General features: G+C 39.6%; 19 protein-coding genes. 13 read left to right on the plus strand and 6 right to left on the minus strand.

Features of this window, described 5'->3' with window-relative positions; translation table 11 throughout:
• Positions 1–27: 27 nt before the first annotated feature.
• Entirely contained in the window at positions 28–2,118 is a 2,091-nt protein-coding gene (gene feoB / locus CHU_RS18100) for a ferrous iron transport protein B (protein WP_011587064.1), read from the plus strand.
• Positions 2,119–2,433: 315 nt separating this feature from the next.
• Positions 2,434–6,093 (plus strand): glycosyl hydrolase family 8, encoded by a 3,660-nt coding sequence (locus CHU_RS19050; protein ID WP_177254161.1) that lies wholly within the window; start codon positions 2,434–2,436, stop codon positions 6,091–6,093.
• A gap of 84 nt (positions 6,094–6,177) precedes the next feature.
• Here CHU_RS19050 and CHU_RS18115 read toward each other — a convergent pair whose 3' ends face one another.
• The 3 genes from CHU_RS18115 to CHU_RS18125 all read right to left on the minus strand — a co-directional run bounded on the left by CHU_RS18115 (position 6,178) and on the right by CHU_RS18125 (position 8,176).
• Positions 6,178–6,660: a YcxB family protein gene (locus tag CHU_RS18115; protein ID WP_011587066.1), complete on the minus strand. Its 483-nt coding sequence runs from the start codon at positions 6,658–6,660 to the stop codon at positions 6,178–6,180.
• Positions 6,661–6,761: 101 nt separating this feature from the next.
• The gene (nadC, locus tag CHU_RS18120; RefSeq protein WP_041932494.1) at positions 6,762–7,619 is read right to left on the minus strand and encodes a carboxylating nicotinate-nucleotide diphosphorylase; all 858 of its coding nucleotides are present in this window, start codon (positions 7,617–7,619) and stop codon (positions 6,762–6,764) included.
• 134 nt (positions 7,620–7,753) lie between these two features.
• A complete protein-coding gene (locus CHU_RS18125; protein WP_143144066.1) occupies positions 7,754–8,176 on the minus strand; it encodes a DUF4783 domain-containing protein in 423 nt (140 codons plus the stop codon).
• A 251-nt stretch (positions 8,177–8,427) separates the two neighbouring features.
• Here CHU_RS18125 and gpmI point away from each other — a divergent pair, with 251 nt between their 5' ends.
• The 7 genes from gpmI to CHU_RS18160 all read left to right on the plus strand — a co-directional run bounded on the left by gpmI (position 8,428) and on the right by CHU_RS18160 (position 17,381).
• A complete protein-coding gene (gene gpmI / locus CHU_RS18130; protein ID WP_011587069.1) occupies positions 8,428–9,948 on the plus strand; it encodes a 2,3-bisphosphoglycerate-independent phosphoglycerate mutase in 1,521 nt (506 codons plus the stop codon).
• Positions 9,949–10,517: 569 nt separating this feature from the next.
• A complete protein-coding gene (locus tag CHU_RS18135) occupies positions 10,518–11,732 on the plus strand; it encodes a porin (RefSeq protein WP_011587070.1) in 1,215 nt (404 codons plus the stop codon).
• A 228-nt stretch (positions 11,733–11,960) separates the two neighbouring features.
• The gene (locus CHU_RS18140) at positions 11,961–13,100 is read left to right on the plus strand and encodes a 5-(carboxyamino)imidazole ribonucleotide synthase (protein WP_041932830.1); all 1,140 of its coding nucleotides are present in this window, start codon (positions 11,961–11,963) and stop codon (positions 13,098–13,100) included.
• Positions 13,097–13,612 (plus strand): 5-(carboxyamino)imidazole ribonucleotide mutase, encoded by a 516-nt coding sequence (purE, locus tag CHU_RS18145; protein ID WP_011587072.1) that lies wholly within the window; start codon positions 13,097–13,099, stop codon positions 13,610–13,612. Before CHU_RS18140 ends, purE begins: the two co-directional genes overlap by 4 nt.
• Positions 13,613–13,622: 10 nt before the next feature.
• Positions 13,623–15,635 (plus strand): OmpA family protein, encoded by a 2,013-nt coding sequence (locus tag CHU_RS18150; RefSeq protein WP_011587073.1) that lies wholly within the window; start codon positions 13,623–13,625, stop codon positions 15,633–15,635.
• An 85-nt stretch (positions 15,636–15,720) separates the two neighbouring features.
• Positions 15,721–16,506, plus strand: a complete 786-nt coding sequence (locus CHU_RS18155) for a TerC family protein (protein ID WP_011587074.1) — start codon at positions 15,721–15,723, stop codon at positions 16,504–16,506.
• 2 nt (positions 16,507–16,508) lie between these two features.
• Positions 16,509–17,381, plus strand: coding sequence for an aldose 1-epimerase family protein (locus CHU_RS18160; protein WP_011587075.1), 873 nt, complete (start codon positions 16,509–16,511; stop codon positions 17,379–17,381).
• Here CHU_RS18160 and CHU_RS18165 read toward each other — a convergent pair.
• The 3 genes from CHU_RS18165 to CHU_RS18175 form a co-directional block, all read right to left on the minus strand.
• Complete coding sequence (locus CHU_RS18165) at positions 17,352–18,560, minus strand: ArnT family glycosyltransferase (protein ID WP_011587076.1); 1,209 nt, start codon at positions 18,558–18,560, stop codon at positions 17,352–17,354. The genes CHU_RS18160 and CHU_RS18165 overlap by 30 nt on opposite strands.
• A 102-nt stretch (positions 18,561–18,662) precedes the next feature.
• A complete protein-coding gene (locus CHU_RS18170) occupies positions 18,663–20,195 on the minus strand; it encodes a sigma 54-interacting transcriptional regulator (RefSeq protein ID WP_011587077.1) in 1,533 nt (510 codons plus the stop codon).
• A 150-nt stretch (positions 20,196–20,345) separates the two neighbouring features.
• The gene (locus CHU_RS18175) at positions 20,346–21,446 is read right to left on the minus strand and encodes a vWA domain-containing protein (RefSeq protein WP_041932495.1); all 1,101 of its coding nucleotides are present in this window, start codon (positions 21,444–21,446) and stop codon (positions 20,346–20,348) included.
• Positions 21,447–21,919: 473 nt separating this feature from the next.
• Here CHU_RS18175 and CHU_RS18180 point away from each other — a divergent pair, with 473 nt between their 5' ends.
• The 4 genes from CHU_RS18180 to leuB all read left to right on the plus strand — a co-directional run bounded on the left by CHU_RS18180 (position 21,920) and on the right by leuB (position 26,440).
• Positions 21,920–23,080 (plus strand): 2-isopropylmalate synthase, encoded by a 1,161-nt coding sequence (locus CHU_RS18180; RefSeq protein ID WP_011587079.1) that lies wholly within the window; start codon positions 21,920–21,922, stop codon positions 23,078–23,080.
• Positions 23,081–23,132: 52 nt separating this feature from the next.
• A complete protein-coding gene (gene leuC / locus CHU_RS18185; RefSeq protein WP_011587080.1) occupies positions 23,133–24,533 on the plus strand; it encodes a 3-isopropylmalate dehydratase large subunit in 1,401 nt (466 codons plus the stop codon).
• A 59-nt stretch (positions 24,534–24,592) separates the two neighbouring features.
• Positions 24,593–25,198, plus strand: a complete 606-nt coding sequence (gene leuD / locus CHU_RS18190; RefSeq protein ID WP_011587081.1) for a 3-isopropylmalate dehydratase small subunit — start codon at positions 24,593–24,595, stop codon at positions 25,196–25,198.
• 159 nt (positions 25,199–25,357) lie between these two features.
• Positions 25,358–26,440, plus strand: a complete 1,083-nt coding sequence (gene leuB, locus CHU_RS18195; protein WP_011587082.1) for a 3-isopropylmalate dehydrogenase — start codon at positions 25,358–25,360, stop codon at positions 26,438–26,440.
• Positions 26,441–26,443: the final 3 nt, after the last annotated feature.

Here is a 26,443-nt window from a genome sequence, read left to right on the forward strand (position 1 = left end):
AGTTTCAATACGCATACCAATAACCAGATGAAAAGAGTAAAAGTAGCATTAATCGGCAATCCCAATGCGGGTAAATCTTCTCTTTTCAATTATTTAACTGGTTTGAATCAAAAGATCGGAAATTTCCCGGGTGTAACCGTAGATAAAAAGACAGGCATATCAACGTTAAGTCCTACGGTACAGGCCGACATCATTGACTTACCGGGCACGTATAGTATCTATCCGCGCTCATTAGATGAGCAGGTTGTCTTTGATTACCTCACTGAAACAATGCGGGGAGAAACCCCAGACATTTTAGTGGTTGTTATTGATGCCTCTAATTTCAAGCGGAATTTATTGTTGTTCACGCAGGTAAAAGATCTGGGTTTTCCGGTCATTCTTGCCTTAAACATGCTTGATCTGGCAGAGAAATCAGGTATTTCATTTGACCTGATAAAAATTCAACAGGAATTAAAAGTACCGGTTGTTGCAGTGAATGCACGTACGGGGAAAGGTATAGATGCATTGAAAGCAGCGTTGGTTTGCCCCGTTCACGTGGCAGCAGACAGTTTTTACAAATCTTCTGAAGTTGCAGGCCCCGTTGTATCCCATATCCGGGAGCGTTTCAAAATAGACAGTGATTACATGGCGCTTTTGCTGGCGCACTTACATAAGAAAACAACTATTTTAACCGAAGAAGAAAAAAAGGAAATTTCGGAAGTAGTTGAAAAAAATCATTTGCAAAGCAATTCTCTGCAATACAGAGAAACGCTGGCCAGATACGAGGCTATTCATACCGTTATTCATAAGGTAATGAGTGAAGATGCCCGCCAGGGAAAAATCCGTTGGTCAAAAAAAATAGATCAGGTTGTTACGCACAAAGTCTGGGGTTACGTACTATTCTTTGTTGTATTGTTCTTAATATTTCAAACCATATTTGCCTGGTCTGAGATGCCTATGGAATGGATTGACAGGGCATTTGGCAGCCTTAAAGGAATTGTTTCCGGCTACATGCCCGATGGGTATCTGAAAGATTTTATTAATGAAGGAATTATTTCAGGTTTGCAAGGTGTATTGATTTTTATTCCGCAGATAACCTTCTTATTTGCGTTCATTGCTATTCTGGAAGAAAGCGGATACATGTCCAGGGTAATGTTTATGATGGATAAAATCATGCGGAAATTCGGGTTAAGCGGAAGAAGTGTTGTTCCCCTGATTTCTGGAGTAGCCTGTGCCGTACCCGCAATTATGGCTACACGGAGCATTGAAACCTGGAAAGAAAGACTGATCACCATTATGGTAACACCGTTGATGAGCTGTTCGGCGCGCTTACCGGTATTTACTGTTTTGATCGGCCTTATGATTCCGGAATCTTCTGTATTAGGCATATTTAATATGCAAGGCGTAGCCTTAATGGGCTTTTATTTATTGGGTTTTGTAATGGCTATTATCAGTGCATGGTTCATGCAACTAATATTAAAGGGCAAAGGGAAAAGCTATTTTATTATGGAATTCCCAACCTATAAATTCCCGCGTTTTAAAAATGTAGCCACTTCTATTATTGAAAAAGTTAAAACATTTGTTTTCGAAGCAGGTAAAATAATTCTAGCAATCTCTGTTATATTATGGGTACTGGCTACATACGGACCTAAAAGTGCTATGGAAGAAGCTGAAAACAATCCTATGTTAACCACATTGCAGGGAGGGGAGTATGAAACACAACTCAGCTCGTTAAAACTGGAGGCTTCCTATGCCGGGCATTTTGGCAAATTTATTGAACCTGTGATCAAACCATTGGGTTTTGACTGGAAAATAGGAATAGCCTTAATTACATCCTTTGCTGCAAGAGAAGTATTTGTGGGTACAATGGCAACAATATACAGTGTAGGCAATACAGAAGATGAACTTTCTGTGCGTGATTCTATGAAGTCTCAGGTAGATGCTGAAGGGCAGCCGTATTATACAGTAGCACGTGCAGGTTCATTATTATTATTTTATTTATTTGCCATGCAATGCATGAGTACAATCGCCGTCGTATACAGAGAAACAAAAGGCTGGAAATGGCCATTGATTCAACTCGGGTATATGACATTTTTAGCCTATACCAGCAGCTTCATATTTTTTCAATTATTAAAGTAATCTAATCTGAATTGAACCAATAGTAGACAATTTACCACAGGCTGCTGATACAGATTAATGTATTGGATTTTAGAGCCTTCAATTGTTTTATGCATTTAAGTAAAATATTTTTTTATTTTAAATAAGTTGAAAATCAATAGTATAGGTATTTTTTATTAATAACGTAATCCACCTTTTGTGTTTAAACAGTATATATCCATAATGTTGGGTGTAGTATTATTTTGTCAAAAAACTGAATAATACTTACCTGAAAATTAACAAAAGTAAATTAATTATTAAATTAGTCATATTATCCCCGTTACTATGATCAAATTAATGAACAAAATCAGTTGGGTAGTTATATCTGTGTTGTGCTTAATACATGTTCAAACACACGCTCAGATTAATACACCTGCAGGAGCAACAGTGCCATTTGGCTCAAACAATTCTTATGCATATGGTATCTTGCCTACAAACTTACCTACAAGCGGTACGTACGGAAAGGGTACTGAAGTTGCCGCAAAGTATACGGCATGGAAGTCTGCCTATATAGAAAACTGCGGTACCGATAAGGCACGTGTTAAATTTGATAACACATCAGAAACCGTATCGGAAGGTATTGCCTATGGTATGTTATTGGCAGCATATGCCGCTGATCAGGATTTATTTAACAGACTTTGGGCATATTATAAACAACACAGAAATGCTAAAGGTGTAATGCACTGGAAGATCAGTGGCTGTAATTCAGTTATTGGTCAGAATGGCGCTACAGATGCAGAATTGGATGCGGCAATGGCGTTAATTGTGGCGAATTATCAATGGCCGAACACCACTTCTCCGCACAATTATAAAACAGACGCAGTATCATTGATAAATGCTATTAAGAATTACGAGATTAATGCGACAGATTTTACATTTGAAAATGGAGATGCGTGGAAACCAGCCTGTAGAAATCCATCGTATCAGGCACCGGGTTATGCACGCGTGTTTAAATTGTTTATGGCAGAGAATGGCCAGGCTAACAATACATTCTGGGATAATGTAATTCAAAAGACAGAAAATTTATTAATTAATAATGCACATACTACTTCCGGTCTATCTACGAACTGGTGTACCCCTGCTGGCCCGCCAAATTCATCGTGCAGCGGTTCAGGCACAGCGCCGGATAAATTCGGCTATGATGCATGCCGTGCTCCGTGGAGGCAGGCCACGGATTATATCTGGTATGGCCCATCAACAATTTTAACTATTACAAATAGACAGGCAGCATTCTGGATTGGCAAAGGCGGCGCAGGTTCTGTTCAGGGTGGTGACGGTGTTAACCACGACGGTTCAGGATCAGGCAATCACAATGCAGCATTTGTTGGTCCGATTGGTGCATTATCTTTAGCTACAACCAATACAACAGCTAATCAGCAATTTTGTAACGCACTTTATTCAGAAAATAAAAATGATGGTTTAGCCAGTGGCTACTTTACCAAGATTTTACAGATGTTAGGGTTATTTGTGCAAACTGGTAATTTCTGGAATCCATATGCGGTATCATCTGCAACAACGACATCTGTAGCGCTTACTGCGCCTACAGTAACGTTTGCTGCAGAAGGTGATGTCATCACGGTAAGTGCAACGGCAACGGCAACAACCGGCGCCATTTCTAAAGTAGATTTTTATGCAGGTACTACATTAATCGGTACAGATAACAGTTCACCATATTCTATCAGCTGGACACCCAATGTAAGCGGTACGGTAAGCATTACTGCAAAAGCAACAAACACAAACGGAGATGTTGCAACAACGGCTCCATTTAATGTTTCGATTTACAAAGCCGTTAACCAGACAAATACAGCACCAACGATAGATGGCGTTGCAGATGGCGTTTGGGGAGGAACAAACACAAGCGCATCGCTGAATAATGTGATTGATGGAACAGTTGCCAATGCTTCTGATTTATCCGCAAATTATAAAGCCATGTGGGATGCAACCTATTTCTATGTATTGGTGAATGTAACCGATAATGTAAAAACGAATAATGGCGGAACAGATTATTACAATGATGATGCCGTTGAAGTATTCTTTGATATCGGCAATAATAAAACAACAACCTACGGTGCGAATGATTTTCAGTATACATTCCGCTGGAATGATAATACTATTTATGAGAAGAACAATAAGACTACAGGTGTAACATTTGCAAGAGTAGATAATTCTACCGGCTATGTAATGGAAATGCGCTTCCCATGGTCTACATTGACCGGGTCGCCGGCTATTAACCAATTGGTAGGTTTTGATGTGGCGGTAAATGATGATGACGATGGAAATGCAAGAGACCGTAAAATCTCCTGGGCGGCAACAGCGGATCAGGCATGGACAAATCCATCTTACATGGGTACAGTAATTTTAAAAGGTGCACCCGCATGTACCTTACCATCTGCAGCAGGAACAATAACAGGTACAACAACAACGTGTGCCAACGCAGCAGGTATTACCTATTCCATAGCTGCGGTAACAGGCGCAACGGGTTATACCTGGACTGTACCGGCCGGTGCAACCATCACAGCCGGTGCAAATACAACAGCAATAACAGTAAAATTTGGTACCACAGCAGGCAACATTAGTGTTACACCTGCAAACACCTGTGGTAACGGTACTGCTGCAACAACAGCTGTTACCCTTAATAGTTTACCATCTGCAGCAGGAAGCATAACAGGTATTACAACAACATGTGCCAACGCAGCAGGTATTACCTATTCCATTGCAGCGGTTACCGGTGCAACAGGCTATAACTGGACTGTACCGGCAGGTGCAACGATCACATCGGGTACCAATACAAGAACCATTACAGTAACATTCGGTACAACAGGCGGCAATGTTTCCGTTACGCCAACAAATACATGTGGTAACGGAACAGCTGCAAGTACTGCTGTTACCGTTAATAGTTTACCAGCTGCTGCAGGAGATATAACGGGTGTAACAACAACCTGTGCAAATACAGCCGGCGTTACCTATTCCATTGCTGCAGTAACAGGCGCAACAGGTTATAGCTGGACTGTACCAGCTGGCGCAACCATCACTGCAGGTGCAAATACGCGAACAATAACGGTAACATTTGGCACAGCCGGCGGTAACGTTACGGTAACACCTACAAACACATGCGGTAACGGCACAAATAAAACAACCGCTGTTACAGTGAATGCAAGCGGTGGAAATGCTTCGGTAAGTATTGCCGCATCTCCTTCATCCACTATATATACAGGACAGTCTGTTACCTTTACAGCAACACCAGTTAACGGAGGAACGCCAACATATCAATGGAAAAATGGCAGTACCAACATTGCAGGTGCAACAGCTGCAACCTACACAACAACTTCATTGACAAACGGAAATGCAATCAGTGTAACCATGACTTCAACAAAGCAGTGTGTTGCAAATACTACAGCAAATTCAAACACAATTACAATGACGGTTACTGCAGCTCCGGCCTTTAGTTCAACCATCAACGGACCAACAGTAGTTTCACCAAATCAGTCAAATGTAACATTCTCTGTTTCCAACCAAAGCGGCATGCAATATCAATGGACGGTACCGCCTGGAGCAACAATTGTGAGCGGTGCAAATACAAATTCGATTGTAGTAAACTTTGGAACATCCGGCGGAAATGTAACGGTAAAGGAAACGAATCCATCTAACCAAACTACTACGATTACCAAAGCGATTACGGTAAGCGGAACAACACCGGTTTACTTACCTGCGCAGGAAGTTAATATCTCCGTGTATCCGGTTCCATGTAACGAACAGCTCATGATTGCAATGGGTGTTGAAGCTTCAACAAAAGTATCCTTCAGTATAATTGATATGACAGGAAATACGATTCAGTCTGGTTCATTTGAATATAACAGCATGCCTGTAAGCATTGAAATGCCGGTAGCTGCAGGCATCTATCAGTTGCTGTTGCAGTGGGATGGCACGTATGCAATGCATAAGATTATGAAACAGTAATCAGGAAAGAATAAATGCAGGTTAAACTAAAAAGGGTCACGCTTACGGAGCGTGACCCTTTTTAGTTTAACTGAATAAAGCTGATTATTTCTGAATCAGATTTTTTCTGTTCAAAATTGATTCAACAAATTTCAAATCATTATCAGACGTGAAAATTTTGAATGGAAGAAGCAAAAATTGTCCTCTGCCCATCATAAATAAATAATCTTCTTTGCGCTTATAAACTTTTTTAAACATTTCCCACTTAACCGGGCTGCCTTGTCTCTCATTCAGTTTAATTAATAATTGTCTGCTGTCAATTTCATAACTCATACGCTCAAACATCATTTTGCTTTGTTCCATTTGAGAAGCACCAAGAAACTGGATGTACCAGAAAAGAATGTACAATACGATAACAAGTATTGCCGGAATAATAAACCACCATTTTTCATCCGGTAAAATAAAGCCGATGCAGCCAAATAAAACCGGAAAGACAACATACCACCATTGTTCTTTAGCAATGGACCATAATCCTGCTTTGATAAATTCTTTAGGCGTTAATTGGTATTTTTTTGTTTTAACAATCATGAATGATATATAATTAAATGTAATGTATAAACGGAATCAAGACACAAGTTAAGCAAAAAATCCTCTTGCTGTGTTTGTGTTTGGCTACAAATTAATTGGTATCAGAAAGCTTTAAGACTCATATCTTTACTTTTATAACTGTGGCTCAGCGAGCCAACAGAAATATAGTCAACGCCTGATTCGGCAACAGCAACAATGGTAGATTCATTTATACCTCCTGAAGCTTCAACTTCAGCGTTACCATTTATCAGTGCTACCGCTTCTTTCATTAAAGCAGGACTCATATTGTCCAGCATAATTCTGAAAGCGCCGCCTTCACGAAGTGCTTCTTTTACTTCAGATAAATTGCGCGTTTCAATTTCAATTTTTAAATCACGCCCGGTTTTAGCAACATATGCCTTACTGTTTTTTAACGCCTGAGCTACACCGCCTGAAAAATCAACGTGATTATCTTTTAAGAGAATCATATCAAATAAACCATACCGGTGGTTGACGCCTCCTCCGATTTTAACGGCCCATTTTTCCAGCATCCGGAAATTGGGTGTTGTTTTACGGGTATCAAGTACTTTTGCTTTTGTATGGGCAATAAGCTCCTGTAACGAATGTGTATACGTAGCAATACCACTCATGCGCTGCATGGTGTTTAATACCAGGCGTTCAGCGATGAGGATGGAATGAACAGACCCGTTAACCGTCAGCGCTATTTGCCCTGGCTTGAAGGTGTCTCCATCATGCATTTTTATATCCAGTTCCAAAGCCGGATCAACCCGTTTGAAGATCATTTCAGCAAGTTCAATACCGGCTAAAATCCCTGTGTCCTTTAAAATTAACTGCGCTTTTCCTTCTGTGCCTGCGGGGATAGAAGCCAGAGAAGTATGATCGCCATCACCGACATCTTCCTTGAGCGCCAGATCAATAAATGCCAACAGAGCGTCTGTTGTTAAATAGGTATAATGCATGAGGCAAAAATAATGGATTATATAGATAAATAAATATTCTGTAATCAAATAAGCGTTATACGCAGAAAACAAAAAATCCCGCTTTGAGGCGGGATTTCTGCGAAAATAAACTATATATAAACTATTTGAAATTACTATTTACGTTCAATTACAATTGAATCAATCTGGTACTTACTATTGGAAGGTTTGATTACCATTGTTATACGCATGGAACCCCCGGCATATACATATTCGCCAATAGTGAATTTAAAATCCTCTTTATCAAGAACTTTGTGAATATAGGTAAAATTCGTAGGGGGATATTTTTTCATGAAATCACGCAAAACAAATTCAGCCTGTGTTTTACTGTAATTGTTTCTATCCTGATCAGGCAGTTGAATTTCAACCATATCGCCCATAAAGGTTGTCAATTCTTTAGAATTGGCCATTTTTATCGAAACCCGGATATTTTCAATTACATCTGGTATAGCCTGTGCATTTTGTGCTTCAGCAGCCTGTGCCAGCCCCATCATGAAAGCTGTAACTAAAAGAATATTAGAAATTGAAATTCTTTTCATATAAATTTTTAATAAGCCAAAATAATGCCAACAAATACAAAACAAGGCATTTTTTTAAAGTTAAATTATAACAGTCAAATGCATAGCGAAATAATTTTCCATGCACGACACAAGGCATTGGAATATCTATACGGCAAATCAAATTTTAGAGATTTGAAAAGGAATTAAAACTTTAAACACCGTTTTCAGATACTCACAGAATTTATTCATAATTTTGTAAATCAATTTTATATATATAAACAAGTCATATAATGAATAAAAAAGTAATACTAATGATTCTGGATGGCTGGGGTTTAGGAACAAATCCTAAAGTTTCAGCAATTGCTGCTGCTAAAACACCTTTTGTTGATTCTTTATTTGTCAACTATCCGCATAGCAAACTGGAAGCTTCTGGTTTAGCTGTTGGTTTACCTGTTGGTCAAATGGGTAATTCAGAAGTTGGACACATGAATATCGGTGCAGGAAGAATCGTATATCAGGACTTGGTAAAAATCAATTTGGCTGTTGAAAACAATACCCTTGCAGATGAACCGGCAATCAAAGATGCCTTCAATTATGCAAAGACAAACAATAAAAAAGTACACTTTATCGGTTTGGTTTCAGATGGGGGTGTACACTCTCATGTAAATCACGTGAAAGGCTTGTGTAACATTGCAAACCAGTATGGGTTAAAGGATGTATATGTACATGCGTTTACCGATGGCAGAGATTGTGATCCGAAAAGCGGCTTAGGTTTTGTAAAAGAATTGCAGGAGTCAATGGCAAAATCAACAGGTAAAATTGCTTCTTTGGTAGGCCGCTATTACGCAATGGACCGCGATAACCGTTGGGAACGTGTGAAACTTGCCTATGATGTAATGGTAAATGGCGAAGGTACGCATGCTGCCGATGCATTAAAAGCGATTGAAGAATCGTATGCGGCAGGCGTTACCGATGAATTCATTAAGCCGGTAGTACTGGTAGATGCCAACGACAAACCAATCGCAAAGATTGAGCCGGGTGATGTAGTGATCTGCTTCAACTTCCGTACAGACCGTGGCCGTGAAATTACGGTTGCACTTACGCAGAAAGATTTCCATGAACAGAACATGTTTAAGCTTGACCTGTATTATGTAACAATGACAAACTACGACGATACATTTAATAATGTAAAAGTCATTTTTGATAAAGACAATCTTTCTAATACCCTGGGCGAAGTATTGCAAGGCGCTTCAAAAAAGCAGATCCGTATAGCTGAAACAGAAAAATATCCGCACGTTACCTTCTTCTTCTCCGGTGGCCGCGAAGAACCATTTAAAGGAGAAAAGAGGTTAATGGCAGCATCACCTAAAGTAGCTACGTATGATTTAGCACCGGAAATGAGTGCAAATGAAATTAAAGAGAAAATTGTTGTTGAATTAAAATCAAAAGATCCGGACTTCGTTGTATTAAACTTTGCTAATCCGGACATGGTAGGCCATACAGGTGTTTTCGAAGCAGCAGTTAAAGCATGTGAAGTGGTTGACAGCTGCACAGAAGCGGTAGTAACAACTGCCCTTGAAAACGGCTACACAGCAATTGTTATTGCAGACCACGGCAATGCAGATTACATGATTAACGAAGACGGCACACCTAATACAGCGCATACAACTAATCTGGTACCATGTATTTTAATCGACAATGAATACAAAAAACCACTTAAAGACGGAAAGCTGGGCGATTTAGCACCTACAATTCTTGCATTAATGGGCATTGAGAAGCCAAAAGAAATGACCGGAGAGTCGTTATTGTAGTTTTAAGCCATTTCTCAAGTTAAAAGTAAAGCCTGTCTAAATTTAGACAGGCTTTTTTGTTTTAATCCGGCTCAAAAAATCTTAAAATCATAAAAATTCAATTTGTTGGTTAAAATTTTAACCTAAAAATGAATAAAAAGTATGTTTTTTTTAAAAACTGCTTAAAATTTTAACTTATTTTTTCAAAAAACATACAAATAGGAATAATATAAGGTTTGATATGAGACGTCAATCCGTGAAAACACGTAGATTTGGCTAAAATCACAATTTTTGAAGTCAAAACAGCCTGTTTGAGTATCTATAAAATTGTATTATTCTAATTTTGTAGCAATCCTGAATATTTGGTTTAAGAATTATTCTATTGTATTATTTCAATAATAAAGGCATTTTAAACGCAAATAGTACACAAATATTAGATTTTAGCGTGAATTGGAATTTGCGTGGAATTGTAATTTAACCTATGTTTACATCATGAACGATATGAATATTCTAATTCAGGAATTCAAACGGACATAAAAAATTAACCAACCCCTTTTATCAACTTATTACCAACTAAACGAATTATTATTATGAAGAAATTTGCACTCGTTACGCTGGCGTCATTTATGTTATCGGCGTTCACATCACAAGCACAGGATTCTACTAAAACAGGAAAATTAACCATCTCTGGATATGTTGATATGTATTATCAATACAATTTCAATAATCCAACCCGTGAAGTTGGTTTGTTTCAATCAACTACAGCGGATGGTGATGGTGTAGAAAACCTTGGGCGTATCTTTGATGTTAAAAACAATACATTCTCATTAGGTTTAGCTCAAACAAAATTTGCATATACAACAGACAGATCAGAAGTAGTAGTTGATTTGACATATGGCCCGAATTCACTTTTAGGTAACTTCGGTAACGTAATTGGCGGTAATGATTTAATGATCAAGCAGGCATATATGTCTTATATGTTTACAGATAAATTGAATGTTACAGTAGGTCAGTTTGGTACACATATCGGTTATGAATTGATTGATGCTCCCTTGAACTATAACTATTCACTTTCTTACCTATTCGGTAACGGTCCGTTCTACCACACAGGTGCTAAAGCATCGTATGCCTTCTCAGAAAGCTTCGGTATTATGGCCGGTGTTGTAAATGGCTGGGATGCGATGTATGATTTCAACGGTACAAAATCTGCAATTGCTCAGATCTACGTTGCTCCGACAGATGGCTTTAATATTTATGTAAACTACATCGGCGGTGATGAAAGAAACGGTTTGTCCTTCCCAACATTAGCCGCTACTGCAACATCAGCAAAAACAGTTTCGCACTTATTTGATTTAACTACTACATACCAATTGTCTGATGCCTTCAAATTAGGCTTGAATGCAGCATACGGTTTCGGCAGCAACTTAAAAATAGATGCTACGCAGGATGATGGTTATGCTAAAGGTTCTTGGGGTGGTGCAGCGTTGTATGCTGACTACAGATTCTCTGAGTTCTTTGGCTTAGGTTTACGTGCTGAACACTTCATCGATAAAGATGGTCTGAGATATATCTCAAGCACATTCGGTCAGGGCTGCACAGTTAGCGAATTCACTTTAACAGGTGATATGAAATTTATGGATGGCCACTTCAACCTGAAGCCTGAATTCAGAATTGATGTTGCAAATGTGAATGATGACATGGGCGGAACATACAAAGGTTATGTATCTAACCCAGGCAATCCGGACAAAGCTAAAGCTACAAATATTCAGCCTACACTTGGAATGGCTGCTATCTATGCATTCTAATTATAGTCTCCGGACAAAAAATAGTTAAGATTACGGTTAATTTTTTAATCTGGTTAGTTAAAAAACCCAGTCGCCAATACCTTCGGCGCTGGGTTTTTTATTTTGCTGGCGCAAAACAGCAATCAACCCCTTTTTATGAAATCATACATTTTTACACACTTTACACGCCAAACTTTACACTTTACACTTTTTACTTCCGTATCTTTGGAGTTATTGTTATTTATAAAAATGGAACATTTCTATTCAGACTACAAAATTGGCATGCTGGGCGGCGGGCAACTGGGGCGTATGTTGCTGCAGGCGGCTGTTGATTATAACTTAGAAATTCATGTACTCGACCCGGACAGCGATGCACCATGCAAAAACTGGGGCACAAGCTTTACTACAGGTTCTTTGACGGATTTTGATACGGTATATCAGTTCGGCAAAGAGATGGATCTGATTACGATTGAAATTGAAAATGTGAATGTTGACGCACTGAAAAAACTTCAAAAAGAAGGTACAAAGGTTTATCCGCAACCGGAGATCATTGAAATGATACAGGATAAACGTCTTCAGAAAGAATTTTATATAAAGAATAATATTCCAACCGCACCATTTGTACGTACAGAAACAAAGGAAGATATTTTAAAACACCTGGATCTGTTACCGGCTGTACACAAACTGGGTAAAGAAGGCTACGATGGCAAAGGCGTTCAGTTGATCAATACAAAAAATGATATAGCAAAAGGCTTTGACAAACCAGGGTTACTGGAAAAGAAAATAGATTTCGCAAAGGAATTAAGCGTTATTGTAGCGCGCAACAAAGATGGGCAGATCAGCGCGTTTCCAACCGTTGAGATGGTATTTCACCCGACACATAATCTAGTAGAGTTTTTATTTTCGCCGGCAGAAATTTCAGAAGAACTGCATAAGAAAGCAGAAAAAATTGCCAGAGGCGTGATCAACGATATCGGGCTGGTTGGTATTTTAGCCGTTGAAATGTTTTTAACAACGGAAGGCGAAATTCTTGTTAACGAAATCGCTCCACGTCCGCATAACAGTGGCCATCAAACCATACAGGCAAATTATACGTCTCAGTACGAACAGCATTTACGTGCTATTTTAAACATGCCTTTAGGTGCAACAACCCAGCATTGTCCGGCGGCAATGGTAAACCTGTTGGGGGAACCGGGCTATGTAGGAAGCGCCATTTTTGAAGGCCTGGAAGAAGCACTGAATATAGAAGGCGTATACCCGCATTTATATGGAAAGAAAATCACCAAACCTTTCCGAAAGATGGGGCATGTTACTATTTTAGATAAGTCAATTGAAGGCTTGAAAAAGAAATCGGACGAAGTTAAAAATCTTATAAAAATTATTGCATGAGCAAGCCATTAGTTGGAATCATTATGGGCAGCCAGTCAGACTTAAAAATCATGTCGGCTGCCGCAGATATGCTGGATAAATTTGGAATACCTTTTGAACTGACGATTGTATCAGCTCACAGAACACCCGAACGTATGGTTGAGTACGGACAGGCAGCGGTTGATAAAGGATTGAAATGTATCATTGCCGGAGCAGGCGGTGCAGCACATTTGCCTGGAATGGTTGCAGCATTAACAACACTTCCTGTAATAGGAGTGCCTGTTAAATCATCCAATTCGATTGATGGCTGGGATTCAGTATTGTCTATTTTGCAGATGCCATCAGGCGTACCTGTTGCAACGGTAGCACTGGATGGGGCAGCAAACGCAGGCATTATTGCTGCGCAGATCATCGGCGCATTTGACGCAGCCGTTCAGAAAAAACTGCAGGCATATAAAATTGAATTAAAAACTAAAGTAGAGGAGTCGGTTGAAGCAATTGATAAAAATGGATTTCGGTCTTTATTAAAATAAACGATTCTGTATGAGAATTTTTTTAATCTTCTTTTTATTTACCGTGCATGTGTGTCACGCACAGCAGGAAGTACGCTGGGCATGCAAAGTTATTGAAACAGACGAGACGTACAGAGGTAAATGGTTTTCACCGGAGCATGTCTTAGGTGTGCCGAATGTCTATCCGGGTTTTGCCGGAAGGGAAAGCGGTTATGCATGGATTGCAGGCTATAACGAAAAAGGATACATCGAATACGACACGTATGTTAAAGTAGGCTTTTGTGATCCGATCATTGCAAAACAGATTGTTGTTGTAGAATCCTGTAATCCGGGTGCCATTACATCCATTACCGTAATAGAAGCGAGCGGAAATACGTCAAGAGTATACAACAAGAAGGCAGAGACGTGCGCGGAAAAATCACGTGTGCTAAGCATTCCGCTGAAGCGTATCAAGACGCCTGTTGTTGCGTTATTGATTACCACGTCCGGAAAAGGTTCAAAAGGATGGAACTACATAGACGCTATTGGCGTAGCTTCTACAGAAGAGCCGGTAGATGTATCCATTAATCTTAGCAAGGATGTTGCACTCATCGGAAACTCAACACCGCTGGGCGATGAAATCAACACAAAGTATACGGAATCCTATCCCATCATTTCTTCCGATGGGGAAATTTTATATTTTGCCCGTCTCGGCGACCCAAAGAATATCGGGAACCCGGAAAAAACAGATATCTGGTATTCCAACAGAACCGCTGACGGAAAGTGGAGTCATGCACAGAATATCGGGAAGCCTTTGAATAATGAAGGACACAATTTTGTAAGTTCAATGACACCCGATGTAAATACATTATTAATAGCAAATACCTACAAACCCGATGGTTCCTCGCTGGGCGACGGCGTTTCGGTAACCAATCATACTTCTTCAGGGTGGGAATTACCCACACAGGTAAACCTGAAAGAATTTGAAAACCTGAATCAATACACGTCTTATTTTTTAGCCGCCGATGGAAAAACCATGCTGATGGGTATTCAAATGAAAGACTCATATGGTGATCTGGATTTATATGTAAGCTTTAGAAATGCAGACAAATCCTGGACGAAGCCAATGAACCTGGGCAGAACGGTAAATACGTTTCAGTCTGAAGCAACACCGTTTTTAGCTTCCGATGGAAAAACATTATACTTCGGCTCAACAGGACACATGGGATATGGCGGTTATGATATTTTTATGAGCAAACGCTTGGATGATACCTGGAAAAACTGGAGCAAGCCAATTAATCTGGGCCCAAAGATCAATACCGATGCCGGCGAGTTAGGATTTTCCGTGCCGGCTTCAGGAGATGTAGCGTACACGTATGCATGGAGAAATGAAGTCTATCATTCGGACATATACGTTGTTGCGTTATCACCTTCGGTTAAACCTGAACCGGTTACAATAATTTCCGGCCGTGTTCTTGACGCAAAAACAGGGAAGCCACTCGGCGCAAAAATTGAATACGATATTCTGGCTACCGGTGTGAACACAGGTATTGCCAATTCCAACCCAACTACAGGCTCCTATAAAATTGTTTTGCCCGGAGGAAATACCTATGGCTACAGAGCACAGGTGCCAGGCTATTTTTCCGTAAATGAAAATATAACCATCGACGCTAAATCAACCTATACAGAAATTAAAGTTGATTTGTTGCTTGTGCCAATAGAATCGGGCCAGAAGGTAGAACTGAAAAATGTGTTTTTTCACCAAAGTACTCCCAATCTGATTGAAACGTCCTACCCGGAGTTAGACCGTATGGTAGAAGTGTTAAAAACAAATCCAACCGTACGTATAGAATTAGACGGGCATACAGATAACCAGGGCGATGCCGCGTTGAATTTAGCGCTGTCTGAAAAACGAGTAGAAACAGTTAAAGCGTATTTAGTGTCTAAAGGTATTGATAATAAACGTATTACAACAAGAGCTTTTGGTGGTACCAAGCCAATCGCGCCCAATAATACTGAAGAGAACAGAAAGAAAAACCGACGTGTAGAAATAATCATTCTTTAATAGAAAATTAATGAATGCAATGCCGTTCGGAAACTTCATTTGAAAAATAAAAAATCGTACCTTAAAGGTCTAATTAGCGAACCGTATGTTTGATGCGTTTTTAACACTTGATGGCTGGATGAGCTTACTCACCCTTACGATCATGGAAATTGTACTCGGGATTGATAATGTTATTTTTATATCGATTATATCAGATAAACTAAATATTGATATCCAGTCTAAAGCTAGGTTTATCGGACTGTCGGGTGCATTAATTATTCGTATTATTTTACTGTCCTTTATTACCTATCTGGTAGGAATGGATGAGTCTATTTTTACATTATTTGATATAGGATTCAGCTGGAGAGATTTGATTTTAATTGCCGGTGGTCTATTCCTTGTCTATAAAAGTACAAGTGAGATTTACGAAAAGATGGAAGGCCATGTAGAGATTCACGAAGAGAAAATTAACCGCGGCTTAAGCACTGCCGTTATGCAGATCATTCTCTTAGATGTTGTATTTTCTTTCGATTCAATTCTTACCGCGGTAGGTTTATCCAATCACATCGAAATCATGGTAATTGCCGTGGTTATTTCAATGATTGTAATGTTGGTGTTTGCAAAAACAATCAGTGACTTTATTAATAAGCATCCTTCCGTTAAAGTACTTGCACTGGCATTTTTATTGATGATCGGTATTCTGCTTATTGCAGAGGGCTTTGATCAGCATGTTCCAAAAGGCTATATATATTTTTCTATGTTCTTTTCTTTATTGGTTGAAGCAATTAATATGTATTCAAACAAACGGAACAAGACCAGAGAGAATATAGAAAAGGCAATTGAAGAGGAACAGCAGAAAATAGAGGAAGAGCAGGAACTGCCGAAAAAATAATTATGAACCAGATCATTGAGAATGCATTTGTAAAAGTAGAAGTATCACCGCATGGTGCAGAATTACAAAGTATTTTTAATAAGCAATTTCACCTTGAATACCTTTGGCAGGGTGATCCTGCGGTTTGGCCCCGCAAAGCCCCTGTATTATTTCCAATTGTTGGTAAAGTAAAAGATAATCAGTATACCATTAGCGGCAAAACATATAGTTTGTCACAGCATGGTTTCGCACGCGACAATGCATTTACATTAGTTTCTGCAACAGATACAACTCTTGTATATCGGTTAACCCATAGCGAAGATTCGTTCAAAAATTTCCCCTACGAATTTGAATTGGATATTAGTTACTCCATCGAACATTCAATACTGAAAGTAGCTTATAAAATACACAATTCTTCGGGTACAAGTGACTTATACTATTCAATAGGCGCACACCCGGGCTTCCGCTGCCCGCTGGTGGAAGGAGAAACATTTGAAGACTATTATTTAGAATTTGAAAAGGCTGAAAAACTAAACCGTGTTCTGCTAGACGGCGGTTTACGTGGCGATCAAACAGAACCTGTTCCGCTTACGAATAATAAACTTCCGTTATCCGTTAACTTGTTTGGTTCCAAAGATGCAATCGTTGTGTCAGGATTACATTCAGAACGTATTTCATTAAAGTCAAATAAGTCTGTACACGGCTTACATTTTGATTACAAAAATTATCCCTGGTTTGGCATTTGGTCAAAGCCAGGTCCGTTTGTCTGCTTAGAGCCATGGATGGGTGTTGCAGATGATATACACGCTGCTGGAGATTTTATCAAAAAAGAAAGCATTCAATTTTTACAGCCAAAAGCAGAAGCTTTATTTACCTATTCGATCGAATTGTTTTAAATAAAATTTATCGGACAGCAATCCTCCGTATACCAATAACATCGGCAATATCGGAAGCAGGTATTTTTCCCACGTTAAATAAGAAAGACACATTGTTAAGATAAAGAACAGCCAGCTGCTGCATACTAAGCAGGTAAGCGACCGGTAATTTTTTATCGCTTTTTCAAACGCGTTGACAAATACAAAACACGCAGTAACAAATAAAACATACCAAAGCCCATCTTCTACAACAGGCGGCAGCAGGTGTGTAGTTTTATGCACCAAACCAATGGTATCAATGTGTATCATAGATTCAATAGCAACCTGAGAGCCTTGAACAGGGAAGAACAGATACCAAAGCGTTGCAATGGGTATGGTTATATATATCTGTCGCGGCTGTATTTCACGTAATGAAAATATTAGTAACGGAAATGTATAAACGATACTGGCAGCCATATAAGCGGTGAATGCATCGCCGTGAAAAGTAAACGTCTGAAACATATATAAGGATTTTAATTTGTTATCCGGACTGGCACCGCCCCAAAACAGGAAGAGGATACCCAAGCCAAGTACAGGGATTAAAAGAGGAAGCAATTTTTTTATCAGTGAAACGTTCAGCACACATTTTTCTTTAACAAAAATACAGACAGCAATTACCGGAATAAAAAAAACCATGTATTGCCTGCACAGAATAGCCAGCAACAGAAAAATACAGGATAACCATACCTTGTGTTGAATAAGCGAAATAAATGCCCATATCATAAATAATTCGCACAGCATATCGGTGTAAACAAAAAAGCTTACGCCTATAAAATACGGATTAAGACTGAGTATAAAAACGCACATGAAGGAAGCAAATGTGCTTAGCCCTGTTTTTTTAAATAAATAAAAGGCAGAGAATATGGTTGCAAAAGCAATCAGTAAAGAAAATATGCGCAGCGTTGCTAAGTCTGAATGAAACAGCCAGCCCCAAATTCCATATAGAATAAAGGGTAGCGGAGTAGACATTTCCTCATAATGCTTTAAGGTAGTTAAATCAGGCTGTTTGATAAATTCGAGTATTGTAAAATAAAAATGTTCTTCGTCTGTCCACGGTTTATGTGCAAACCCGAATACACCTGCCAGCAGTATACAATATAGCGCTGCATATAAAGCAGTAAGACAGTATGGATAATTCCGAAGAAACGTTTGTGACGGCATGAATGAATATCAGATAGTTTGCAATACTACTAATATTGAAAGAAAAGAAAAATTGCAGGTAAAAACATCCTCAGCGTTTTTAACCCTGAGGATGTTAAAAAGTTAATTATTGCTGAATCCAAAATCATCACCTTGCTCATCCTCGTCGTCATCTTCACTTGGTTTGTTCACATCAAACATAGAGCCGACTAAATCCTTAAACTGCATTTCCTGGTCCAGTTTGTTTTTGCTTAACTGAGAAAACTCCGCCAGTCCGTTCAACACGAATTCCATCAATAACAATTGCTGTTCCGCAGAAGCGGCAGGAACATGTTTCTCAACCAACCCTTTCAAGCCCGGTATTGACAGCAGGGTTTTCTCATACGCCTCCTGCGTCATTTCGTTTAGGATATCTATTTTATTTCCTTCACCAAACCAGGAGATGATGGGTGCATAAATATTTTCTTTTTTCTTATCCTTCTTCAGCTTTTCAGGGTTAGGAAAAAGATGCGTGAATTCTGAACGAATGGCTTTGCCGATCAGGAAATACGCAACATTAGCAATACCTTCCAGTTCCCCTTCGTACACCAATTCAACTTTGCCTGTAATAGATGGTATTACAGCATACAGATCTGAAAGACGTGCGCATGTATGTTTCTCTCCGTTAATGAGCATGCGGCGTTCGGCATAACTGAATAAATTCTCCATCGCCGAAATTGTCATACGCGCAGACACACCGCTTTTCTGATCCACAAATTCACTCTGGCGCGCCTGAAAAGCAATCTCTTCAATAAGGATACTTAACAGATCGTCAATGTTTACATGCTTGCGCTGATGCGCGCTGATGTTTGCTTCCTGGGCCGTGATCTCTTTAGAGATCTCAATGGTTTTAGGATAGTGCGTCAATATCTGAGAATCAATCCGGTCCTTCAATGGCGTTACAATAGAACCGCGGTTTGTATAGTCTTCCGGATTGGCGGTAAATACAAATTGTATATCAAGCGGCAACCGTAATTTAAAACCACGAATCTGGATGTCACCTTCCTGCAGCATGTTGAACAATGCCACTTGTATACGCGCTTGCAGATCGGGCAATTCGTTGATTACAAAAATTCCTCTGTGCGAACGTGGAATCAAGCCATAGTGAATCACACGTTCATCGGCATAGGTTAATTTTAAAGAAGCTGCTTTGATCGGGTCTACATCACCGATCAGATCCGAAACCGAAACATCCGGCGTCGCCAATTTCTCTGTATAACGCTCACTTCTGTGTACCCATTGAATAGGAGTGCTGTCGCCATCTTCATCGATTGCATCTTTTGCGAAACGCGACAATGGTTTCAACGGATCGTCATTCAATTCTGAAAAAGCAACCACCGGCATGTATTCATCCAGCAGATGCGTCATCATTCGTGCAATACGCGTCTTTGCCTGTCCGCGCAAACCAAGTAAAATAATATTATGCTTTGCAAGAATAGCAGTTTGCAGCTGAGGAATAACAGAGTCTTCAAAACCTTTTATACCTGTAAACGGATTGTGTTTCTTTTTTAATGCGTCGATCAAATTATCACGCATCTCTTCTTTTACACTTTTTGATTTATAACCCGCCGCCTTTAACTGGCCCAGTGTGCGGATTTTTTTCATGTCGTACTTCATATATACTTTATGGGTAATTTATATCAGTTTGTAAAATCCCAAAAAACAAATTTCAAATTCCAAACGGAATCGGATAATGAGCAGTTTGGTTCGCCGCGGCGAATTGTTTTTTGGGATTTGGAATTTAAACAGGAAAAAGAATATTCGTATTTAGCGAATATTCTTTTTCCTGTTTTTTATGTAATCTTCAAAAACAAAATCACCCAAACCATCAAGGCCGCTATAAAAAGCCTTGCCATTATTGGTTTGGGTAAACTCACGCACGAATTGCTGTAAGTATGGGTCACGGGCAATCATAAACGTTGTAATCGGGATTTTTAATCTGCGACATTGCGCAGCCATGTTCATCGTTTTTGTAATTACTTTCCGGTCCAGACCAAAACTGTTTTTATAATATCTCCCGTGTTCTTTGATACAGGTAGGCTTGCCATCCGTGATCATGAAAATCTGTTTGTTGGATGTCTTTCTTCTGCGCAGAATATCCATAGCCAGCTCCAGTCCCGCATAGGTATTGGTATGGTAAGGTCCAACCTGCAGAAAGGGAAGATCCCTGAGTTCAACCGGCCAGGCATCGTCTCCAAAAACGATAATATCCAGGGTGTCTTTGGGGTATTTTATTTTAATTAGTTCCGCCAATGCCATGGCTACTTTTTTAGCAGGCGTAATGCGGTCTTCTCCATATAAAATCATGGAGTGTGAAATGTCGATCATTAAAACCGTTGAGCTGGAAGATTTATGTTCACGCTCGCGAACACTGAGATCTTCATCGTATAATTTAAATTCATCGATGCCGTGATTGATCTGTGCATTGTGAATAGAAGAAGTCATGTCTATGGAATCCAGCGTATCGCCAAATTGAAACGGCCTGGATTCGGAATTGAATTCGTCGCCAAGGCCGCTTTTTGTTGTCTTGTGGTTTCCAACGGAGTTCTTTTTCAGCTTTCCGAAAATTTCTTCCAACGCAGATTTGCGGATACTTTGCTCTGTTTTTGAAGTAGGCTGAGGAATATTGCCGCTTCCGGGAACATCGGTAATAAATCCATTTTCTTTCAGGTCATTGATAAAATCACCCATTCCGTACGAAGGGTCTGTAAATTTGTATTGCTGATCCAGTTCATTCATCCAGGTAAGTGTCTCAGAAACATCACCATTAGTAAGCTGAAGCAAATGCAGAAATATTTTATTTAGTCCGCCAAACCCTTTTTCCTGAGCGGGCGGCGGCACATATGTCGAGAAACGATTTCCAATCATATCAGTATAACAACAAAAAGAAGAATTAAGTTGAAGGTAGTGAAATTTAAAAACGAAAGATTGAATTCCAGAAATAAAAATAGCAGGAAAAGGAGAAACAATCTTTGAAATATTATAAAACAGCTAAAAAATTCAGATTTGGTGCTAGAAACTATACTTTCAAAAGCAGAATTAAAAAATTAAATTTATTAACTATTTAATTTACATAATATTAATTTATATAATAAAAGCTGATGCATGCACTATGTGTTTTCAGAAACCGTAATAATTATGGAATTTAACAATAAAATTACCTCATATTTAGCTATTTTTGTTTCATATCGTATTCTGAGTATGACAAAAAGATTATAAATCACGTGTGTGGTTTGGTCATTTGATTTGAAAGGACTTAACTATCAGGCAATTTTAACTTTTTACATTTGAATCCGGTTGCGAGTATTAAGAAATACAAATAAATAGTTCGAAGTATTATTATGGGAAAGAGAATTTTCGTTTTCGACACAACACTTAGAGATGGTGAACAGGTCCCTGGTTGTCAATTGAACACTGAGGAAAAAATCATCGTTGCGAAAGCGTTGGACGAATTAGGTGTCGACGTAATCGAAGCAGGTTTCCCGGTTTCAAGCCCAGGAGACTTTAATTCAGTTGTAGAAATTACCAAAGCAGTAACGCGCCCTACTATTTGCGCACTTACACGTGCCAAAGAAGCGGACATCAATATTGCCGGTGAAGCCCTGCGTTTTGCAAAGCGCAGCCGTATTCATACAGGTATTGGCAGTTCGGATATTCATATTGAACATAAACTTCGTTCTACCCGTGAAAACATTCTTGAAATGGCTGTAGCTGCTGTAAAGCAAGCGAAGAAGGTTGTTCATGAAGTTGAGTTCTTCTGCGAAGATGCAGGCCGCGCAGATCAGGCATTCCTTGCACGTATGGTTGAAGCGGTAATTGAAGCAGGTGCAGACGTAGTAAACATTCCCGATACAACAGGCTATATGTTGCCATGGCAGTATGGTGAGCGTATCAAATATTTGATGGACAATGTATCAAATATTGATAAAGCTATTTTATCTGCGCATTGCCACAACGATTTAGGGTTGGCAACAGCTAATTCTCTTGCAGCCTTACAAAACGGTGCACGTCAGGTTGAATGTACAATCAACGGTATCGGTGAACGTGCCGGTAATACAGCACTTGAAGAAGTAGTAATGGCGATGGAATGTCACAAAGAGACGTTAGGCCTTGAGACAGGAATCAATCATAAGAAATTGGTTCCGATCAGTCATTTGGTATCCACGTTGATGCGTATGCAGGTTCAATCAAACAAAGCAATTGTTGGCAGAAATGCATTTGCACACTCTTCAGGTATTCACCAGGATGGTTTCTTAAAGCACCGTGAAACATACGAGATCATTGATCCGGCTGCTGTTGGAGCAGATTCTTCTTCGATCATTCTTACTGCACGCAGCGGACGTGCAGCATTGAATCACCGTTTGGCAACAATCGGTTACATGTTGTCTAAAGATCAATTGGATCAGGCATATACACAGTTCCTGGATATGGCCGATCATTTGAGAAAAGTCGAAGACGAAAACTTACACGAATTAATGCGTGGTAAAGTTTACGCGAAATAATTCAAATAGAAATTTAAGTAACAACAATATACACTAGTATCTGAATATAGAAATGGGAAAGACCTTATTCGAAAAAGTTTGGAATGCACACGTAGTAACAGAGGTTAAAGATGGTCCAAGTATTTTGTACATCGACAAACAATTGATTCACGAAGTAACAAGCCCGCAAGCATTTGCAGGGATTGAAAAAAGAGGTATTGGTGTTTTCCGTCCGGAAAGAACATTAGCCACTCCGGATCATAACGTTCCTACTAAGGGACAGAATTTGCCGATTGTTGAAGATCTGTCACGTTTTCAGGTTGATAAATTAACAGAGAACTGCAACAAATTCGGTGTTACACTTTATGGCTTAGGGCACGCATCTCAAGGTGTTGTACACGTAGTAGGGCCTGAAACAGGAACTACACTTCCGGGTATGACAATCGTTTGTGGTGATTCACACACATCTACACACGGTGCATTTGGTTCAATCGCATTCGGTATCGGTACTTCTGAAGTTGAGCAGGTATTGGCTACACAGTGTCTGATGCAGACAAAAGCAAAAACATTAAAAATTGAGATCAACGGTAAACTTGCGAAAGGTGTAACCGCGAAAGATGTTATTCTTTATGTGATCGCTCAGATCTCTGCAGCAGGTGGCACAGGTTATTTCGTTGAATACTGTGGTTCTGCAATCACGTCGCTTTCTATGGAAGCACGTATGACGATCTGCAACATGAGTATCGAAATGGGTGCACGCGGCGGCATGATTGCTCCGGATGAAACGACATTCAACTACATCAAAGGACGTGAGTTCGCTCCTAAAGGTGCTAAGTGGGATGAAGCAGTTGCATACTGGAAAACATTGTATTCAGATTCAGATGCTGTATTCGATAAAACATTGAAATACGATGCAGCGGATATCGGACCGATGATCACATACGGAACGAATCCGGGTATGGGTATCAGTGTAAATAAAAACATTCCTTCTCTTGATTCTATTGAAGAAAGCAATAAAGTAACATTCAACAAAGCACTTGACTACATGGGCTTCCATGCTGGTGACTCGTTGATTGGCAAACAAGTAAACTGGGTATTCTTAGGCAGCTGTACAAACGGTCGTATCGAAGATTTAAGACAGTTTGCTGAATTTGTAAAAGGCAAACAAAAAGCTGCAAACATCAATGCATTGATCGTGCCGGGTTCCAAGCAGGTTGAAAAACAAGCCATCGCGGAAGGTATTGATAAAGTATTGGCTGAAGCAGGTTTTGAATTAAGAGAGCCGGGCTGTTCTGCCTGTCTTGCAATGAATGAAGACAAAGTTCCTAAAGGTGAATATTGTGTATCTACATCAAACCGTAACTTCGAAGGCCGTCAGGGTCCCGGAGCCCGTACGTTGCTTGTAAGTCCGTTGACTGCAGCAGCAATCGCGGTAAGCGGCAAAATTGTTGATGTACGTGAAATGTTGAACTAATCTTCAACATTCAAATTTCATTCATTAAAAGAATTTAAGATTTTAAAACATTCCGAACAATGGAAAAATTTATAACAATAAAATCAACTGTCGTTCCGCTTCCGATTGAAGATGTGGATACAGATCAAATTATACCTGCACGTTTTTTAAAGGCAACTACAAAAGAAGGTTTTGGCAAAAGCCTTTTCTGTGACTGGAGATACAATCAGGATGGCACGCCTAAAGCGGATTTCGTAATGAACAATCCGTTGTACAGCGGACAAATATTAGTAGCTGGTAAAAACTTCGGTTGCGGTTCTTCAAGAGAGCACGCTGCTTGGGCAATTGGCGATGCTGGTTTCCGCGTTGTGGTATCTTCTTTCTTTGCAGATATTTTCCGTGGTAACGCGTTAAACAATGGCATTCTTCCGGTACAGGTATCTGATGCTTTCTTAAAAAGCATTTTCGATGCCGTTGCAGCAAATGCAAAACAGGAATTGGTTGTTGATTTAGCAAACCAGGTAATCTCAATTGCCGGCACAGACTTGAAAGAAAGTTTTGTGATCAACGAATACAAAAAGACTTGTCTGATCAATGGGTACGATGATATCGATTATGTATTAAGCATCAAAGATAAGATCGAAGCGTACGAGAAGACATCAAAGTATTTGAGTCTTTTAGCTTAATGCTGAAAGCGTAAGGCCTAAAGCTTTTCGCTCTAACAAATAGAAATTAAAACAGAATGACTTGAGTTTTCTCAAGCATTACTTAATAAAGAAACAAAAAGTTAATATTTAAACGACACGAGCCTTAAGCCTTAAGCTTTCGGCGTTCCGCCTAAGAACATGGAAAAGAAAATTGCAGTATTAAAAGGTGATGGTATCGGTCCGGAAGTTACGGATCAGGCATTAAAAGTTTTGAAAGCAGTAGAAAAAACTTTCGGTCATAAATTTCATTATACAGAAGCGCTTGTTGGTGCTGTTGCGATTGATGCAACAGGGAATCCTTTTCCTGAAGAAACATTGAAAGTGTGCCAAAGTTCAGATGCAATCTTATTTGGTGCTATCGGTCACCCGAAATATGACAACGATCCAAAAGCTAAAGTACGTCCTGAGCAAGGTTTGCTTGCAATGCGTAAGGCTTTAGGTTTGTTCGCAAACATTCGTCCGGTTAATACTTACAAAATATTAGAGAACGCTTCTCCATTACGTGCAGATCTTGTACAGAATGTAGACTTCGTTGTGTTCCGTGAATTGACTGGCGGTATCTACTTCGGTACACGTGGTCGCAGCGAAGATGGCAACATGGCTTTCGATACATGTACTTACACACGCGATGAAATTCTTCGCATCTCTAAACTGGCGTTTGAATCTGCACGTCAACGCAAAAACCACGTAACGTTGGTAGATAAAGCAAACGTATTGGCTTCTTCCCGTTTATGGAGAGAAGTAGTAAAAGAATACCATGCAGCAAACTTTGCTGATGTTACGCTTGATTTCATGTTCGTTGATAACGCAGCAATGAAGATCATTCAACAGCCTGCTTTCTTCGACGTTGTGTTAACAGAAAACATGTTTGGTGATATCATCACAGATGAAGCTTCAGTAATTACAGGTTCTATGGGTATGTTGCCTTCAGCTTCTGTAGGTAGTGTAGTTGGTTTGTATGAGCCGATCCACGGTTCTTATCCTGAAGGCGCTGGTCTGAACATCGCAAACCCGAACGGTGCAATTCTTTCAGCAGCATTGCTGTTAGAAACTTCTTTTGGAATGGTAGCTGAAGCGAAAGCAATCCGTGCTGCCGTTGAGAAAGCAATGGAAGATGGAATTTTAACGATCGATATCCGTCGTGAAAAACCAAACTCTACTACTGAAGTTGGCGACTATGTTGCAAACTTAGTTGCTAAAGGCGCAAGCGTTGTTGCATAATTT

Source organism: Cytophaga hutchinsonii ATCC 33406 (assembly GCF_000014145.1).
Classification (GTDB): domain Bacteria; phylum Bacteroidota; class Bacteroidia; order Cytophagales; family Cytophagaceae; genus Cytophaga; species Cytophaga hutchinsonii.